Below are 17,318 nucleotides of genomic sequence, written 5' to 3'. Positions count from 1 at the left end.
CGCCGAGGGAACCTCCGCCGTTTACCCGGTCTGATATCCAGGATTGCCCCGATTTGTCCTCTAGTCAAGTGAGGGTCACATGCCGCCCTGGATGCCGCGCAGGGTGCCGTCCAGCAGGCCGGGACTGGTCCCGGGGCCACGTCTTACAGTTGCCCGCAAGCGGTACGTGAAGACCCCCTGGCGTGCCGCCCGGCGCGGGGGCCGCATGCGGCGGGTTCCGGCCCCCGATGACCAGCGCACCGCAGGCACTCCGGCGGCCCCCTGCCCGCCGCCCTTCTTCCCGTCCCCCACCCGCAGGGATACCGTCCGGACGGTATGACCGGCGCCACCGCTTCGGCGTAGGGAGCGAACACGCGACCGGTTCTGCGTACGGAACGAGCAGAGGTACGGAGGAGGAGACCATGGGTGATTTCGGTGTGGAGGCGGACCCCGGTGAGCTGGGGTTCGATGCGGGGCGGCTGGAGCGGATGGACGGCTTCTTCCGGCGGTACGTGGACGACGGGCGGCTGCCGGGGTGGCTGGTGGCGGTCAGCCGGGCGGGCCGGATCGTCCACCTGTCGTCGTACGGGCACCGCGACGTGGCCTCGGGACGCCCGGTGGAGGCGGACACGCTGTGGCGCTGGTACTCGATGACCAAGCCCGTCACCTCGGTGGCGGCGATGATGCTGCACGAGGAGGGCGCCTTCCAGCTCACCGACCCGGTCAGCCGCTTCATCCCGTCGTTCGCGGACCTCAGGGTCTTCAAGGACGGCAGCGACCTGAAGCCGGTGACCGAGCCGGTGACCGAGCCCGTCGCCATCTGGCACCTGCTCACCCACACCGCGGGCCTCACCTACGGCTTCCTGCGGGCTCACCCCGTCGACGCCATGCTGCGCGCCCGCGGCTTCGAGTGGGGCGTGCCCGCGGAGTACGACCTGGCCAGGTCCGTGGACTCGTGGGCGAGGATCCCGCTGCTCTTCCAGCCAGGCAGCGAGTGGAACTACTCGCTCGCCACCGATGTGCTGGGCCGGGTGATAGAGGTGGTCTCGGGACAGCGCCTCGACGAGTTCTTCCGCACCCGGATCTTCGAGCCCCTCGGAATGACCGAGACCGGCTTCCACATCCCGGAGGGCGCCGAGGAGCGGCTGGCGACGCTCTACGTGCCCGGCGCAGGCGGCATCACCGCCACCGGCGCGCCCGCCCGGAGCCTCACCGAGACGCCCCGCCATCTGTCCGGGGGCGGCGGCCTGCTCGGGCCGGCCCGCGACTACCACCGGTTCAGCCAGATGCTGCTGGGGCGCGGCGCCTGTGACGGAGTGCGGCTGCTCGGCTCCCGCACGGTCGACTTCATGACCCGCAACCACCTGCCCGGCGGGGCCGACCTGGAGTCCTTCGGGCGGCGGCTGTTCAGCGAGGTGCCCTTCGAGGGGACGGGCTTCGGGCTCGGCTTCTCCGTCGTGGAGAACCCGGTGGCCCTGCACGGTCTTGCGTCCAGGGGCGAGTACGGCTGGGGCGGCGCGGCGAGCACGGTGTTCTGGGTCGACCCGGCCGAGGAGCTGACGGTCATGTTCTTCACCCAGCTTCTGCCGTCCAGCACCTATCCGATACGCACCCAGCTCAGGACCCTCGTCCAGCAGGCGCTGGTGGACTGAGGGCGGCGGCCGGCCCGGAACGGGGGTGCGGGCCGGGGGACCGGGGCGGGGCCCGGAGCGGGTCCGGGGCGGGGTCCGGCGCGGGACCCCGCCCCGGGCACCGCAGCCGGACGGGGGCCTGGCCGGGCCGGGTTCGAGGGCCTGGCCGGGATGGGACGGCGCGGGGCGACAGGGGGACGACGGGACGGTGGCACGTCCGGGCGGGGTACCGCCGGGGCGGCGGTGTCCGGAGAATGGGGGTGGGGCGTGGGAGGCCGCGCCCGGCCGGTGCGGGGAGCGGAGGGAGCGTCATGGTGTTCGCGCGGAGTCGGGAGTTGCGCATGCCCACGCCGGAGGAGGCGCCGCCGGGGCGGGCCGCCCTGGCCTACCAGGTCCCCGAGCGCCACACCGTGCTGGGCACCCCGCTCCTGGGCCCCTACCCGGAGGGCTTCGAGGTCGCCGGGTTCGCCCTGGGCTGCTTCTGGGGCGGGGAGCGCGCGTTCTGGCAGATCGCCGGCGTGTGGACGACCCTGACGGGGTTTCAGGGCGGTTTCACCCCGCACCCGGTGGACGACGAGGTGCGCACCGGCCTGACCGGGCACGCGGAGACGGTGCGGGTGGTCTTCGACCCGGCGAAGGTGGGCTACGGCGACCTGCTGCGCGTCTTCTGGGAGTCGCACGACCCCACCCAGGGCTTCCGCCAGGGCAATGACGTCGGCACCCACGTCAGGTCGATCCTCTTCACCCACTCCCCCGCGCAGCAGGCGGCGGCCGAGGAGTCCCGCCGCCGTTACCAGCAGGCCCTGTCCGCGGCGGGGTACGGCAGGATCACCACCGAGATCCTGCCCGCCGGTGACCACCCGTTCTACCCGGCCCAGGCCCTGCACCAGCAGTACCTGGACAAGAACCCCTGGGGCTACTGCGGCGCGGGCGGCACGGGAGTCGGGCTGACCGGCCCCTCGGCCGCGCACTGAGGCGCCGCGCGCCCGACGGGAGTACGACCCGACACCCGCCCGACACGGGCGGTCCTCGCCCGCCCCACGAGAGCACGACCCGGGCCCGCCCGGCGGCCACCGCCCTCCCGGTAGCCGGACCGGTGGCCGCGCCCGTCCTGGGCCGTCTCCGTCCGGTGGCCGTGTCCTGTCCGGTGGCCGAGCCCTGTCCGGTGGCCGAGCCCTGTCCGGTGGCCGGGCGGCGGGGACGGGCCCGCCTAGGTGTTCTGTCCCGGGACGGGCGCCCCCGACGGCAGGCCGGCGGCCACGTACTCCTCGTAGGACTTCTCCCAGGGTGCGGTCACGCCGCTGGGCGGGCCCTGCGACGAGCCGCCCGACGCGCGGGCGTCGAGTGCGCGGAGGCAGACGTCCCAGCCGGCGGCGTTGCGCGCCGCGGCGTTCCGGGCCTCCAGGACGTCGGTGAGCGTGAAGCGGGTGCGCCGGTCGCCGAGCGGCTCCAGGTCGAAGCGGAGTTCGTCGCCGCCCCAGGTGAACGAGAGGTGGCGGGGCGGATCGACGGCGAGCACGCGCCCCGTCGTGCGCACCTCGGGCATGTGCGGGTCACCGGAGAAGGTGATCGTCCCGCCCGGCGCGAGGTCGAGGGTGACCTCGGGGGAGGGGAACCAGTGGGCCAGCTCCGCCGGCTCGGTGACCAGGGACCACACCCTGGCGATCGGGTGGTCGTAGACGCGCTCGGAGCGGACCGCGGGGCGGCCGTCGTCGAGTTCGAGGTAGCTGCCCGGGTTGATGGTGGTCATGACTGATCAGCGCCTTTCTCTTCCCTGACGGTGCCCTGGCGCGCGCGGGCCTCGGCGGCCGGGCGACGACCCCGCGGCGGGGTGCGGTCCCCGGCGGTGGCGGAGCGGCCCGCGCCGTCCACCCCGGCACCGTCCACCCCCGCACCGTCCACCCCCGCACCGTCCACGCCCGCGCCGTCCGCCTCGGCCTCCGCCCCCGCCCCCGCCCCGGCTTCCGTCGCCCCGGCCGCGTCCGTCGCCGCCACCGCGTCCAGCCGCCGTCCGAGCGCGTCCAGACCGGCGTTCCACAGGCGGCGGTAGGGCGCCAGCCAGGCGTCCAGCTCGGCCATGGGGGCGGGCTCGATGACGTAGAGCCTGCGCTGCGCGTCCGGCCGGACGCGTACGAGACCGGCGTCCCGCAGCACCCGCAGGTGCTTGGACGCGCTGGGCTGGCTCAGCCCGCACGCCTCCGCCAGCTCACCGACCGGGTAGGGCCCGGTCAGCAGCCGGCCGAGGATCGCGCGCCGGTTCGGATCGGCGAGTGCGCTCCACACCACGGTGTCCGTGTCCATGAGACCAATATGCCTCAGCAGGAATATAACCGTCAAGGAATACATCCCTCTGCCCAGAGCGAATCTGCCCCCGGCCGAGATCCCTGCCCTCCCCGCCCGGCCCGGCCGACAGTGGAGGACGACGGCCGCGGCGTTCGAGCCGCGCACACCCGAGGAGGCCCATGTACTCGCTCAGCACCCACCGGGAACCGCGTGCGGAGGACGGCGACACGCCGCCGTCCCGCTTCGACGACGTCCTCGCCGAGCAGTTGCTCGCGCAGCGCATCGTCCTCCTGGGCACCCAGGTGGACGAGGTCTCGGCCAACCGGGTCTGCGCCCAGATCCTGCTGCTCTCCGCGGAGGATCCGCGCAGCGACATCAGCCTGTTCATCAACAGCCCGGGCGGCACGGTGCACGCGGGGCTCGCCATCTACGACACCATGCAGCTCATCCCGAACGACGTCTCGACGCTCGCCATGGGATTCGCGGCGAGCATGGGCCAGTTCCTGCTCACGGCGGGCACCCCGGGCAAGCGGTACGCGCTGCCACACGCGCGGATCATGATGCACCAGCCGTCCGCGGGCATCGGCGGCACCACCGCGGACATCGCGATCCAGGCCGAGAACCTGGAGTTCACGAAGAAGACCATCGAGGGGCTCAACGCCGAGCACACCGGCCAGAGCAAGGAGACCATCACCCGCGACGGGGACCGCGACCGCTGGTTCACCGCCGAGCAGGCGAAGGAGTACGGGATGGTGGACCACGTGGTCGCCAGGCTCGACGACGTACGGCCCGCCACCTCGCGCCGACGCCTCGGACTGGGGAGCTGACATGGGCCAGTACACGATCCCGAACGTGGTCGAACGCACTCCGCACGGCGAGCGCTCCTACGACGTCTTCAGCCGGCTGCTGACAGAGCGGATCATCTTCCTCGGCACCGAGATCGACGACGGCGTGGCCAACGTGATCATCGCCCAGCTGCTCCATCTGGAGTCGGACAGCCCCGAGCGGGAGATCTCCCTCTACATCAACTCACCCGGCGGCTCGTACACCTCGCTCATGGCGATCTACGACACCATGACGTTCGTCCGGGCGCCCATCCACACGTACTGCGTGGGGCAGGCGGCGGCGACCGCGGCGGTGCTGCTGGCCGGCGGGGACAAGGGGCGGCGCTTCGTCCTGGAGCACGCCAGGGTGCTGCTGGGCCAGCCCGCGAGCGGCGGGCGCCAGGGGATGGTGTCGGACCTCGCCCTGCAGGCCAAGGAGATGCTCCGGATCCGTTCTCAGGTGGAGGAGGTGCTGGCACGCCACTCGGGCCACGACGTCGCGACGCTCCGCGCCGACATGGACCGCGACAAGTTCTTCACGGCCCGGGAGGCGGTGGCGTACGGGCTCGCGGACGAGGTCCTGAGCCGACGGGTTCTCTAGGGCGTGTCGTTGGATCACCGGATCGTTGGTCTGATGATCCAACGACACGCCCTGGCCCCGACGTGCCGGGTCTCCGGCTCCGACGTGCGGGCGCGCCCCGAAAGGGCCGAACCGCGCGGCCGACCACGACGAGACCCGTCACGTCGCCACCGCTCCGAAGGGGCGCTCTCCGCCGTCTCCCGGCCGCCGGCCGGGAGACGGGCGTCAGGCGGCGATGGACAAGCGGACCTCGCCGGGCCTCGCGCCCGCGTCCGGCCCCGGGCGGAGGGCACCGTCGAGCCGGTGACGGGAGGTCACCCGGAGGGCCGCGGGGGACGCGGACGCCGTCGGGGCGGTACCGGGGGCGGCCCGGCGGCGTGGAGCCGGCCGCGCCAACTCGCCCTGGACCAGCGCGAGCAGATCCGCCAGGCCGAGCCCCAGCGCACGGGCGGCGGCCGCGAGGATCTCGGACGACGCCTCCTTGCGACCGCGCTCCAGCTCGGAGAGGTACGGCATCGAGATCCGCGCCGCCTCGGCCACGTCCTTCAAGGTGCGTTTCTGCGCGAGCCGCTGACGGCGCAGGACATCGCCCACGACGTCCCTCCACAGCGGCTCCCTGCCGGGCAGACCCGGCTCACCGCCGCGCTCGCCGTTTGTGCCACCCGCGCCACCCGTGCCGCCCGGCCGGGCGGGCCCCGGCGCGGCGGGCGGGCGCACCACCGGACCCACCGGGCGCAGGGATCCGGCCGGCTGGCCGGTACGGGCCGGGTGCACCGGGCGGAACGGGATGACACGGGCTCGGTTCGGCACGTCGTTGCTCACGTTCTCAGGTTAGGAGGGTTGCGCCGGACGGGAAGCCGACGGCGTTCTGCCACCCGCGAAATCCCCGGCCGGACCCGGTCCCGGCGCACGGCCTGAGCCGGTCCCGGCGCACGGCCCGAGCCGGTCCCGGTCCCCAGCCGGGCCGGCCCCGTCCGGCGTTGAGGAAGCCGCCGCCCGCCTCCGGGCCGCCGTGGCGGAGGCGTCGTAGTCCGCCGGCACCCCGTCCACGAGGATCGCCTGCCCCGGCACGTGGTCCGTGCGCAGTGGCAGGATCTCCTGGTAGGCCGGGGAGTCGTACCACTCCCGCGCCACGGTGATGTCCGGGAAGGCGATGATGACGATCGTGCCGGGCCACGGGCCCTCCTTCACCTCCACCGTCGCCCCGTGCACGAGGAAGCGGCCCCCGTACGGGTCGAGGGTGGACTGGATCAGCTCCAAGTAGCGGAAGACGTCCTCGTGGGGGTCGGCCGGGTGCAGGTGGGCTATGGCGTAGGCGGTCATCGTGTTCTCCTCCTTGTCGGTCGATGGCCCGATCCTGCGCCCGGGCCGCCCGGCGCGTCGATTACGTCCGGGGTAAGGGCGCACGCCTCCTCGGACGGAGGACCCGGCGGGCACGACCGTGCGGCGTCGGTGCGCACGCTCCACGAGGGCCTGGCCGAGGTGATCGAGCCGGACCGAGCGGCGCTGCGGATCGCTCCGGACAAGCCGGCCGCGATGTTCCTCGGCATGGTCTTCATGCATCTGCGGGACGCCGCACCCGAGCCGGTACAGGGCCCGGCCGAACGGGTGGACGTCCTGCTGCGCGGGGCCGCCCCCGCGGGGACCGGGGCGGGCGAAGGCTCCGCGGCAGGCGAAGGCTCCGCGGCAGGCGAGGGTGACAGGGCATGGAAGCCGCCGGTGGCAGGACATGAAAGGGTGCCGTGTCCGGAATGTCCCCGGACACGGCACCCTGATCGCTCGCGCCGCTGAGCGCCGCCGCTCAGATCGCGGAGCCCGCCTTCCACTGGGCCCAGTCCAGGTTCCAGCCGTTGAGGCCGTTGTCCGGCTGGATGGTCTTGTCGCCGGTGTTGGAGACGACGACCACGTCACCGACCAGCGAGTGGGCGTAGAACCAGGCCGCCGGGGTGTTCGGGTCGTTCGCCCCCTTCTTGTCCTGCAGGCCCACGCAGCCGTGGCTGGTGTTGACGCTGCCGAAGACCGACGGGGCGCCCCAGTAGTTGCCGTGGATGAAGGTGCCCGAGCTGGACAGGCGCATGGCGTGCGGCACGTCCTTGATGTCGTACTCGCCCTTGCCGTCGTCGTCGGTGAAGCCGACCGTCGCGCCGTTCATCCGGGTCTCCTTGAACTTCTCGGAGATCACCATCTGGCCCTGGTACGTCTTGTGCTCGGGCGCGCCCGCGGAGATCGGGATGGTCTTGATGACCTTGCCGTTCTGGGTGACCTTCATCATCTTCGTCTTGGCGTCGACGAAGGAGACCTGGTTGCGGCCGATGTGGAACTGGACCGTCTTCTGCTGCACGCCGTAGACGCCGTTGGCGCCCTCGACGCCGTCCAGCGCCAGCTTGAAGGTGACCGTGGAGCCCGCCTGCCAGTAGTTCTGCGGGCGGAAGTCGAGACGGTTGGCGCCGAACCAGTGTCCGACGACCTCCTGACCGCTGCTGGAGGTGACGGTGATCCCCTTCTGCACCGCGGCCTTGTTGGTGATCGCCTTGTCGAAGTTGAACGACACGGGCATGCCGACGCCGACGGTGGAGCCGGCCTCGGGCGTGAAGTTGCCGATGAAGCTGTTGGCCGGGGAGACGGTGGTGAAGGACGCGTTCTCGTGGGCGGCGCGGCCCTCGGAGTCCTGGGCGGTGGCGGTGACCTTGTACGTCGTCGCCCGCTCGAGCTGGCCGCTCGGCTTCCAGCTGGTCTTGTCCGGCGATATCTGGCCGGCGACCTCGGTACCGCTCGCGGTCTTCATCGAGACGCTGGTGAGGGTGCCTTTCTTGACCGTCACCTGCGCGGCGTTGTTGATACTGGCGTTGTCCGAGCCGTCTTTCGGGGAAATAGTGATCTGGGCCTGCGAGGCCTTCTTGGCGGCCGCCTCGTCGACCTGTGCCTGCGACTTCCCGCCGCCGTCTCCTGCGGCCTTTCCGTCGTCGCCTTTCGAGTCATTGCAGGCGGAGAGCACCAGCACCCCTCCGAGCAGCGCGGCCACCGCCATGAGGCGCCTGCGCCGCTTGCTGTCCGTCATCACACGCATCTCCATCGTCGCCGAATGCCGAAAGAAGCAAGACGTCCCCGTAACCGTCAACAACGCCTCGTCTGCTTCATCCCGTTCCATTTCCGGCAGATTTGTGGCGCGCACCACTGATGTGGCGCGATCGTCAAGCTGTGCCTGGTGAGACGTCGGAAACCGGAGAGCGGTTGCGGTCCGGGAGTGTGATGTGCGCCCGGCCGCCGGAGTGCGATCCGCGCGGGACGTGATCGCCCGGCCGGCATCCCCGGCCGGAACCCTCGGCCCAGTTCCGTCGGCCGGATTCCACCGGCCGGATGCCGTGCCGCTCTCACGTCCGCTCGGCCCGGCCGTCCGGCACCGCCGCCCGAGTCCGCTAGTCCCCTCCGGTCTCGTCGTCTTCTCGGCCATCATCCACGCCCAGGCGCCAATCAGGCGAATCCGGATCGTAGTCGATCTCCTCACTGCTCCACGAGGCCTGTGCGAGGTCGACTCCGGGAACGTCGCCGACCAGGTCGAACGGATCGACGAGATAGGCCAGCGCCTCCGCCTCGTCCTGCTGCACGGCGGTGATCGCGTGGATGCGTTCCTCGGCGGACATGCCGTGCGTGTCCACCGCGGAGCCGCCGCCGTCGTCCGGGCCCGGGGCGCCGCCGGCTGCGGATTCCGCGGCGTCCTCCTCGATGCGCTGCAGGGCGGCGCCGGTGAGGGCGACGGAGTCCTCGATCTCGACCACCAGATCAACCCGCAGCCGGACAAAGCGTGATGTCTCAGAAGTGCCCATAGGACGGAGGGTACGACTCATTCCCCCCGCGGCTTTCCTGCGACCCGCCCCTTTCATTAGCATCGGTCACACGGTCAATTCGCCAGCGTCACAAGGGGATCGATATTCCGTGTCCGCCGCCCGCCGTTCGCTGCTGACCGCCACCGTGGCGGCGGTCCTGCTGGGTGCGCTGTGGTTCGTCCCCACGGCGCACGCGACAGCCGACGAGGCGGTCCCCGCGGGGTCCGCCGCGGCGCGCTCCGCACCGGCCACGCCGACCGCGGCACGGTCGTCCGCCACGGAGCCCTCCGCCGTGTACCGGGGCGGCGCGGCCCGCCTGGCCGACACCGGCGGCGTCGACACCACGCCGTACCTCATGGCCGGCACGGCCTTCCTCGGCCTGGGCGCGGCGTTCATCGTGTATTCGGTCCGCCGGGACCATGCGGAGTACGAGGTGGCCGCGGAGCCGGCGGACCTGTGACGCAGCCGCCCGGACACCCGGTCCCGCCCGGGACCCCGGGGTGCGGCGGCCCACTGCGGGGCTCGTCGCGACCGGTCGCTCCCCCACCGCCGTGAGAGCGCGGGAGGTACCCCCACCCCGCGCCCCTGAGGTCCGGCGCAGGGGCGCGGCCCGAGCGGCCCGAGCAGGAAGGGGCGCGGGGAACTGCGCGACCGGCCATCGCGACCGGCCACCCACCAGCCGGCGGCCCGGAACAAACCGAAAAGGCCCCCTTTGGACGGCGACGTCCCGCGAGCCCGCGCCGTGACCGGTCGCTCCCCCACCGCCCTGGGAGCGCGGGAGGTACCCCCACCGCGCCCCGTCGTGGGCCGTGGCGCCACCGCGCGCAGGGGGCCGGTCAGGCGAGGGGACCCGTCACCGTCTCGGCCGCGGCGACAAGCTCACCGTCGCGGACGAACCGTTCCGCCGCCGCCAGATCCGGCGCGAGGAACCGGTCCGGGCCGGGCCCCTGGATCCCGGCCTCCCGTACCGCCTCGATCACCGCCCGCGTCGCGGGCGCCGGCCGCAGCCCCTTGCGGAGCTCCACCGCCCGGGCCGCCGCGAACATCTCGATCGCCAGCACCCGCGCGAGGTTCCCCACCGCGGTCCGCAGCTTCCGCGCCGCCGACCACCCCATCGAGACGTGGTCCTCCTGCAGCGCGGAGGACGGGATGGAGTCCACGGACGCCGGCACGGCCAGCCGCTTCATCTCGCTGACCAGGGCCGCCTGGGTGTACTGGGCGATCATCAGCCCGGAGTCCACCCCGGGGTCGTCGGCGAGGAACGCGGGCAGCCCGTGGGAGCGGTTCTTGTCGAGCAGCCGGTCGGTGCGGCGCTCGGCGATGGACGCGAGGTCGGCGGCGGCGACGGCGAGGAAGTCCAGCACGTAGCCGATCGGCGCGCCGTGGAAGTTGCCGTTGGACTCCACCCGCCCGTCGCTGAGCACCACCGGATTGTCCACGGCCGCCGCCAGCTCGCGGCCGGCCACCAGCCGGGCGTGCGCGAGGGTGTCCCGGCCGGCGCCCGCCACCTGCGGCGCACACCGCACCGAGTACGCGTCCTGCACCCGCGGCGCGTCCCCCATGTGGTGTCCGGTGAGGCCGGATCCGGTGAGCACGGCGAGCATGTTGGCCGCGGCGGCCGCCTGCCCGGGATGCGGGCGGATCGCGTGCAGCTCGGGCGCGAGGACCTTCTCGGTGCCGAGCAGCGCCTCCAGGCTGAGGGCTGCGGTGATGTCGGCGGACTTGTACAGCGTCTCCAGGTCGTCGATGGCCATCAGCAGCATGCCGAGCATGCCGTCCGTGCCGTTCAGGAGCGCCAGGCCCTCCTTCTCGCGCAGCTCGACGGGGCTGATGCCGTGTTCGGCCAGCAGCTCGGCCGCGGGCCGCACGGCGCCGTCGGGCCCCTCCGCCTCGCCCTCGCCCATCAGGGTCAGGGCGCAGTGGCTGAGCGGCGCGAGGTCGCCGGAGCAGCCCAGGGAGCCGTACTCGTGCACGACCGGGGTGATGCCCGCGTTGAGCACGTCGGCCATGGTCCGCGCGACCTCCGGCCGGACACCGGTGCGGCCCGAGCAGAGCGTCTTCAGGCGCAGGAACATCAGCGCCCTGACCACCTCGCGCTCCACCCGCGGGCCCATGCCCGCCGCGTGCGAGCGGACGATGTTGCGCTGGAGCGCGGCGCGCAGGCCGGGGCCGATGTGGCGGGTGGCGAGGGCGCCGAAGCCGGTGGACACGCCGTACACCGGGTCGGGCTTGGCGGCGAGCGCGTCGATGACTTCCCGGGCGTCGGCCAGGGCGGCGAGCGCCGCGGCCGACAGCTCCGTCCTGGCGCCGCGCCGGGCGACCGCCAGGACGTCCTCGGCGCGGGTCCCGGTGGGCTCCACCACCACGGTATGCATAGTCATATTCAGGAGACTACGCATTGAATCAACTGCTGTCACGGGCGGGGCACGGTACGGATCCTTACGCCGTCCGGTCCCGCTCCGGCCCCGCTCCAGCCCCGGGTGGGTCGTCCGGCCGGGGCCCGGGGAGGCCTCCACCCGCCGGGTCGGGAGCCGCCCGAGGAAGGCGTCCCGGTGGTCCACTGCGGCCGTATCGCGGCCCACTCCGGCTGTCTCGCGGCCCACTGCAGCCGTATCGCGGCCCACTCCGGCTGTCTCGCGGCCCACTGCGGCCGTATCGCGGCCCACTCCGGCTGTCTCGCGGCCCACTGCAGCCGTGTCGCGGCCGGCCGCGCCCACGCGGCGGAGCCATACGACGCACCTGTCCCGCGCCGCCGCTCCCGCGCGGCCGGCGACCGGCCGCCCCTACCGTCGCCCCGTTCCGCCGGGGGACCCGCGGCCGCGGATGCGGCGGCGTTCGCCGGGTGGCGGAGCGGGGGCGTCGGCGAGGCGGACCACCGGGTCGTCGGGGCCCTCGCGGCCGGCCACCACCGGCCCCGTGGCGCGGGCCGCCTTGGCGCGGTACTGGGCGGCGTCGGCCAGCCGGAACAGCCGCCGCGAGGAGCGCAGCGGGCCGATCGGGTGGCCGGTCGACGCCACCCCGCACGCCACGCCCTCCCCGAGCCTGAGCTGACCCGCACGCCGGCACAGCTCGCCGGCGACACGCACCACGTCGTCCGCGGACGGCCCCACCGCGAGCAGGCAGAACTCGTCCCCGCCGAGCCGCGCCGCGAGCGTGCCGGGCAGCATGGCGCCGCACAGCGAGAGCACCGAGCCGAAGCGTTCCAGCAGCCGGTCCCCGACCGCGTGGCCCTGGGTGTCGTTGACCCGTTTCAGGCCGTTCAGATCGCAGACGACCAGGCTCACCACGGCCTTGTCGGTGCGGTGCGCCTCGATCGCCTCGTCGAGCCGCATGTCGACGGCCCGCCGGTTGGCGAGGCCGGTGAGCGCATCGGTGAAGGCCAGCCGGCGCGCCTCCTCCAGCTGCTCCGTCTGCGCGAGACCGGCCGCCACCACGCTGGCCAGCACGGTGGCGAAGTCCGCGTCGGACCGGTCGAAGACCGGCGCCCCGGCAGGACGGGCCACATACAGCTCGCCCCAGGCCCGCCCGTGCAGCACGATCGGCGCCACCACACAGCACCCGCGGCCCCGGCGGCGCAGCGCGGCGGCCCGGCCCCGGCTGCCGCCCGGCGCCCCGGCCGCGGCCCGCGCGCCCGCCCGCCCGTGCACGGCGTCCGGCGCGGGGCCCGCCGCGCCCTCCGCCACCGCCACCCAGGCGCGGGACTCCCGGGACTCCCCGCCGCCCGCCCAGCGCTCGTGCAGCAGCTCGGTGATCTCCGGGAACTGGTGCACCGGATACGCCTCGTCCTCGGGGAACTCCTCCTCACCCGGCGCGCGCTCGCCGGTGTTCACCAGCACCCGGAGCCGGCCCAGTTCGCGCTCCCAGACGGACAGCGCGGCGAAGCTGCCGCCCAGCGCACGGCGGGCGCCCTCCGCCGCCGCGCTCCAGGTCTCCCGTGGAGTGTGCACGGCCGCCATGCCCCGGGCCAGCTCCACCACGGCCCGCAGCCGCGCTTCCTCAGCCATCGTCCCAGGCTATGAAGGTTTGCCACATTTTGAGATATTCATACGGCGATCAGGTTCTCTGCCCCGCCACCGCTTGCCGTCCGCCCCAGGGCCTGCCGGGCCCCCAGACCGTCCGCCTACTCCCCCGGCCACTGCGGGGCGCGCTTCTCGTTGAACGCGGCGACGCCCTCCGCACGGTCCCCGGAGAACGCCACCGCGCGCCAGGCCGCGTCCTCCACCTCCAGGCCCGTCCGCAGGTCGAGACCGTGACCGAGGCGCAGCGCCCGCTTGGCGGCGCGCAGTCCCACGGGCGAGTGACCGGCGATCCGCGCGGCCAGGTCCAGGGCCTCCGCACGGTCCTCGCCCTCGTCCACGAGCCGGTCCACGAGCCCCAGCGCCTGGGCCTCGGCGGCCGCCACCCGGCGCGCGGAGAAGATCAGCTCGGCGGCGCGCGCCGCCCCGACGCGGCGCGGCAGCAACTGGGTGCCGCCGCCGCCCGGGATCACCCCGACGGACACCTCCGGAAGGCCCACCACGGCGGTGGGGTCGGCCACGATCAGGTCGCAGGAGAGCGCCAGCTCGAAGCCGCCGCCCAGGGCGTAGCCGTGCACCGCCGCGATGGTGGGCATGGGCAGCTCCAGGACGCCGGTGTAGGCGCCGCGGGCCAGCGGGCGCTGGCGCAGCAGCTCGGCGTCGGTGAGGGAGTTGCGCTCCTTCAGGTCGGCGCCGACGCAGAACGCCCGCTCGTGGCTGGAGGTGAGGACGACGGCCCGCACGTCGCGGTCGGCGCCGAGGTCCGCACAGGCCTCGGCGATCGCCAGCGCCATGGCCGTGGAGACGGCGTTCATGGCCCCCGGCCGGTCCAGCACCAGCTCGGCGACGTACTCGTGCCGCCGGACCCGGACGACGTCGTGGTAACTGCTCGTTGCGTTCATCGCGCTCTCCTAGGACGACCTGGCCGATGTGCCCCGCACCGTACGCGGCCACGCCCCGGCTGCGTGCACCAAGGCCCGCACCCGACGGACAGGGCCCGCACCCGACGGAGGGGCCGCTCCGGAAGGGGCGCGGGGAACCGCGCACCACCCCGACGAGCCCGCAGCCGGCCCCCGACAAGCCCGCAGTCGACCCCCGGCGGACAGCCGCGGACAGCCGCCGAGCCCCCGGCCGGAACGGCCGGGCGCGGCCCGCCCGCTACCCCCGCCGGGCGAGCAACCAGGGCTCCACGACCCCCAGCCCCCGCACCGGTCGCTGCCACATCGGCTGAAGCGCGAACCGGTAGGAGGGCGGCTCCTCGCCCTCCTTCTCCGCGGCGGCCAAGGCCTGCGCGGCATCCGCCTCGGAGGCCGGCGCCGCGCCGGTCCTGGTCAGCTCCGCGGCGAGCGCGCCGTCCACGAGGACGGCGTCCCGCGGCGCTATCGAGGTGAGCCGGCTCGCCAGGTTCACCGTGGTGCCGAAGACATCGCCCATCCGGGTGGTGACCGTGCCGAAGGCCATGCCGACGCGCAGCTCGGGCATCGTCTCGTCGTTGGCCATGGTCTCTATCAGGCGCAGCGCGATCTCCGCCGCGATGGCGGGGTCGTCCGTCGCGAACAGCACCTCGTCGCCGAGCGTCTTGATCAGCCGGCCGCCGTGCGCGGCCACCAGGTCGGCGGCGGTGGTCTCGAAGGCCTCCACCAGCTCGCCGAGTTCCTCCTCCTCCATCCGGCGGGTCAGCCGGGTGAAGCCGACGAGGTCGGCGAAGCCGACGGCCAGCCGGCGGTCGACCATCTCCTCGTCGTCCGCGGCCTGCACGACCCGGCCGGTGGCGGCGGCGAGCTGCCGCCGCCAGACGTACACCAGGAACTCCTCCAGCTCCGGCAGCAACAGCTCGACCAGCGGATAGGTGACCTCGGTGCGGGTCATGCCCGGCTCCGGGGGCTCGGTCAGGCCCTCCAGGAAGGAGTCGATCTGCCACTCGGCGAGACGCGCCGTGGTCTGGCCTGTGGAGCGGGCCACCTGCACCGCCATGGCCTCGCTCAGCAGCCCCGCCTCCACCAGGCCCGCGAGCCGCCGCAGCGCCAGTACGTCGGCCTCCGTGAGGGCCTTGGCCTGCCCGATGTCGGCGAAGCCCATGGCGCGCCAGAACCGGGAGGCCAGCTCCATGGAGACGCCCGCGCTGCGCGCCGCCTGGAACGGCGTGTAGCGGCGCTCGGCGCCCAGGATCAGCTGTTCGAGACGGAGGGCGAGCGGGTCACCGGCCTCCTCCTCGGGGTCTCCGGGGCGGTCGCCGCGGTCCACGCGGTCGCCGCGGTCCACGCGGTCGCCGCGGTCCACGCGGTCGTCTCGGTCCCTACGGTCGTCTCGGTCACCGCGGCCGGCGGCGGGCTCGCGATCGTGGCCGGGCTCGGGATCGGGATCACGGCCGCCCGGGTCCCCGTGCCCCTGGGCCTCACGGCGGTACCCGTCGGACTCGCCGGCCCGGTCGGACTCACGGAGCCGGTCGGACTCACGGAGCCGGTCGGACTCAGGGGACCCGTAGGACTCGTACGAGCCGTCCGCCTCATACGACCCGTCCGCCTCGTAGGACTCGTGGGACTCGTGGGACCGGTGGGGCTCGTGGGGCCGCTCGGGCTCGTGGGCGTGCCCGTGAGCCCCGGGTTCGTCGGGCTCACGGCCGAGCCCGTCGGGCTCATGGCGGTGTGCGGCGCCCGGCTCCGCGCCGGGGCCGGGCTCACCGGGGGTGCGGGGTGTGCCCGTGCCGGAGCCAGGGTCGTCGACGGTCACGCCTGCTGCCCTTCCGATCTGCCGCGGTCAGGTATCGACCGGCCCCAACTCTACTGAGCCGTTGCTCGGCGAGCTGGCCAGACCCGTGGTCCGACCTGCTCTTTCCGGCCGGGGCGCCAGGGGCGGTGACATCGGCGGCCATGCCGCCCGGCCGGTGTCGCGGTCCCGGGAACACACAGTACGTCAGGTGTGGGCTGGCTCACTCCCCCGCGACGGGCCGGGGCGCCCGGAGGAGGCCGCCGGGCGCCCCGGCGGAGCTGCCCGGCCGGCCGCGCGCCGGTCATGCCCCGCCGCCCGCCCCGCCGTCCTCCGTGCCGCCCTCCGCGGCCGGCCGCAGGTGCACGATGTCGCCGGCCCCGACCGGCTGCTGCACCCCGTCGGCGGTGGCCAGCACCAGCCGCCCGTCGCCGTCCAGGGCCACCGCCTCCCCGGTCAGGGAGCGGTCGCCGGGCAGCTCGGCCCTGACCCTGCGGCCCAGCGTGGCGCAGCCCGCCGCGTACGTCTCCTGGAGGCCGGAGGCGGCCGGATCGCCGTCCGCGTCCGTCCACGCCTCGTACCAGGTCTCCAGGGAGCGCAGGACGGCGCGCAGCAGCGGATCGCGGTCGGTGACGGTGGCGCCCGCGAGCGCGAGCGAGCCCGCGGTGGGCACCGGGAGCTCAGGGGCGCGCAGCGTCACGTTCAGCCCGATCCCGAGCACCACCGCGCCCCGCGCGCCCTCGGTGTCCGTCCCCGCCGCGCCACCCGCGCCGTCCTCCCGGGCTGCGCCGCCGGCGCGCTCCGCGAGGATGCCGCCCGCCTTGCGCTCCTGTCCGTCCACGGTGACCAGGAGGTCGTTGGGCCATTTGAGTGCCGTGTCGACGCCTGCGGTGCGGGAGACGGCGGTGGCGGTCGCGACGCCCGCGAGCAGCGGCAGCCAGCCCCACCGCGCCACCGGCACGTCCGGCTTCAGCAGCACCGAGAAGAACAGGCCGGAACGGGGCGGCGCGCTCCAGCGCCGGTCCAGGCGGCCGCGGCCCGCGGTCTGCTCCTCGGCGACCAGGACGGCGCCCTCGGCGAGGCGGTCGGCGCGGCCGGCCAGGTCGGTGTTGGTGGACCCGGTGGACGCGACGACGTCCAGGGCGCTCCACAGGGTGCCCGGCCGCACCAGGGCGCGTCGCAGCGAGGAGGCGTTGAGGGGCGGCCGGTCCAGGTCGGACCAGGGGCTGTCGTGGGCTTCCGGCGGCGTCATGCGGCCACCCTAGGGGGCTTCCGTGCGGGGTCCGGCCTACGGGCCGGGGGCACCGTGCCGGTGTGGCCAACGCCGCACTGCCGAACCGAATCCGCGCCGATACCCTACGAGTCGGTAGCCGGAGTTGATCGACGTGCCGTACGCGCGGTGTACGGCGGCCGGAGTAACGTCCGGAGCACCCCGTCCGCACCGACCCGGAAGGCAGGCCGCCAGCGCACGAGCC

The 17,318-nt window shown here is 74.1% G+C and carries 15 protein-coding genes and 2 pseudogenes; 6 read left to right on the top strand and 11 right to left on the bottom strand.

The window, feature by feature from the left end:
- Positions 1-401 precede the first annotated feature (401 nt).
- Both ACSMXW_RS23055 and msrA read left to right on the top strand, forming a co-directional pair.
- Positions 402-1,631: a serine hydrolase domain-containing protein gene (locus ACSMXW_RS23055; RefSeq protein ID WP_485798966.1), complete on the top strand. Its 1,230-nt coding sequence runs from the start codon at positions 402-404 to the stop codon at positions 1,629-1,631.
- 290 nt (positions 1,632-1,921) lie between these two features.
- Positions 1,922-2,584 carry a peptide-methionine (S)-S-oxide reductase MsrA gene (gene msrA, locus ACSMXW_RS23050; RefSeq protein WP_485798964.1) on the top strand — a complete coding sequence of 221 codons (663 nt, stop codon included), beginning with the start codon at positions 1,922-1,924 and terminating at the stop codon, positions 2,582-2,584.
- A gap of 236 nt (positions 2,585-2,820) precedes the next feature.
- On the opposite strand, the gene ACSMXW_RS23045 is transcribed toward msrA, so the two are convergent.
- Positions 2,821-3,360 carry an SRPBCC family protein gene (locus ACSMXW_RS23045; protein ID WP_485798962.1) on the bottom strand — a complete coding sequence of 180 codons (540 nt, stop codon included), beginning with the start codon at positions 3,358-3,360 and terminating at the stop codon, positions 2,821-2,823.
- 242 nt (positions 3,361-3,602) lie between these two features.
- Positions 3,603-3,911 (bottom strand): annotated as a pseudogene (locus ACSMXW_RS23040) (ArsR/SmtB family transcription factor); the annotation flags it as partial.
- A 161-nt stretch (positions 3,912-4,072) separates the two neighbouring features.
- Between ACSMXW_RS23040 and ACSMXW_RS23035 the strand changes: the two are divergent.
- Entirely contained in the window at positions 4,073-4,720 is a 648-nt protein-coding gene (locus tag ACSMXW_RS23035; RefSeq protein WP_485798960.1) for a ClpP family protease, read from the top strand.
- Between the two features lies 1 nt (position 4,721).
- The gene (locus ACSMXW_RS23030; RefSeq protein WP_485798958.1) at positions 4,722-5,318 is read left to right on the top strand and encodes a ClpP family protease; all 597 of its coding nucleotides are present in this window, start codon (positions 4,722-4,724) and stop codon (positions 5,316-5,318) included.
- 204 nt (positions 5,319-5,522) lie between these two features.
- Here ACSMXW_RS23030 and ACSMXW_RS23025 read toward each other — a convergent pair whose 3' ends face one another.
- Together ACSMXW_RS23025 and ACSMXW_RS23020 are read right to left on the bottom strand one after the other, a co-directional pair.
- Positions 5,523-6,119 carry a helix-turn-helix domain-containing protein gene (locus ACSMXW_RS23025; protein WP_485798956.1) on the bottom strand — a complete coding sequence of 199 codons (597 nt, stop codon included), beginning with the start codon at positions 6,117-6,119 and terminating at the stop codon, positions 5,523-5,525.
- 162 nt (positions 6,120-6,281) lie between these two features.
- Positions 6,282-6,620, bottom strand: a pseudogene (locus ACSMXW_RS23020) (DUF1330 domain-containing protein); the annotation flags it as partial.
- A gap of 129 nt (positions 6,621-6,749) precedes the next feature.
- On the opposite strand from ACSMXW_RS23020, the gene ACSMXW_RS23015 reads away from it, so the two are divergent.
- Entirely contained in the window at positions 6,750-7,088 is a 339-nt protein-coding gene (locus ACSMXW_RS23015; RefSeq protein WP_485798954.1) for a hypothetical protein, read from the top strand.
- A 10-nt stretch (positions 7,089-7,098) separates the two neighbouring features.
- On the opposite strand, the gene ACSMXW_RS23010 is transcribed toward ACSMXW_RS23015, so the two are convergent.
- A complete protein-coding gene (locus ACSMXW_RS23010) occupies positions 7,099-8,355 on the bottom strand; it encodes a L,D-transpeptidase (RefSeq protein ID WP_485798953.1) in 1,257 nt (418 codons plus the stop codon).
- A gap of 358 nt (positions 8,356-8,713) precedes the next feature.
- On the bottom strand, positions 8,714-9,121 hold the full coding sequence (locus ACSMXW_RS23005) for a hypothetical protein (RefSeq protein WP_485798952.1): 408 nt from the start codon (positions 9,119-9,121) through the stop codon (positions 8,714-8,716).
- A gap of 109 nt (positions 9,122-9,230) precedes the next feature.
- Here ACSMXW_RS23005 and ACSMXW_RS23000 point away from each other — a divergent pair, with 109 nt between their 5' ends.
- Positions 9,231-9,581: a hypothetical protein gene (locus ACSMXW_RS23000; RefSeq protein ID WP_485798950.1), complete on the top strand. Its 351-nt coding sequence runs from the start codon at positions 9,231-9,233 to the stop codon at positions 9,579-9,581.
- 376 nt (positions 9,582-9,957) lie between these two features.
- Here the strand turns inward: ACSMXW_RS23000 and hutH are convergent, their stop codons facing one another.
- The 5 genes from hutH to ACSMXW_RS22975 all read right to left on the bottom strand — a co-directional run bounded on the left by hutH (position 9,958) and on the right by ACSMXW_RS22975 (position 17,095).
- Positions 9,958-11,496 (bottom strand): histidine ammonia-lyase, encoded by a 1,539-nt coding sequence (gene hutH / locus ACSMXW_RS22995; protein WP_485808235.1) that lies wholly within the window; start codon positions 11,494-11,496, stop codon positions 9,958-9,960.
- A gap of 408 nt (positions 11,497-11,904) precedes the next feature.
- A complete protein-coding gene (locus ACSMXW_RS22990; RefSeq protein ID WP_485798948.1) occupies positions 11,905-13,125 on the bottom strand; it encodes a GGDEF domain-containing protein in 1,221 nt (406 codons plus the stop codon).
- A gap of 116 nt (positions 13,126-13,241) precedes the next feature.
- Positions 13,242-14,039, bottom strand: coding sequence for an enoyl-CoA hydratase/isomerase family protein (locus tag ACSMXW_RS22985; RefSeq protein ID WP_485798946.1), 798 nt, complete (start codon positions 14,037-14,039; stop codon positions 13,242-13,244).
- Positions 14,040-14,295: 256 nt separating this feature from the next.
- A complete protein-coding gene (locus ACSMXW_RS22980; protein ID WP_485808234.1) occupies positions 14,296-15,381 on the bottom strand; it encodes an adenylate/guanylate cyclase domain-containing protein in 1,086 nt (361 codons plus the stop codon).
- Positions 15,382-16,147: 766 nt separating this feature from the next.
- Positions 16,148-17,095 carry a biotin--[acetyl-CoA-carboxylase] ligase gene (locus tag ACSMXW_RS22975; RefSeq protein ID WP_485798944.1) on the bottom strand — a complete coding sequence of 316 codons (948 nt, stop codon included), beginning with the start codon at positions 17,093-17,095 and terminating at the stop codon, positions 16,148-16,150.
- Between the last annotated feature and the right edge of the window lie 223 nt (positions 17,096-17,318).

The sequence above is a fragment of the Streptomyces sp. DSM 116793 genome, from assembly GCF_057320905.1.
This window is presented reverse-complemented; position numbering and strand designations above follow the sequence as displayed.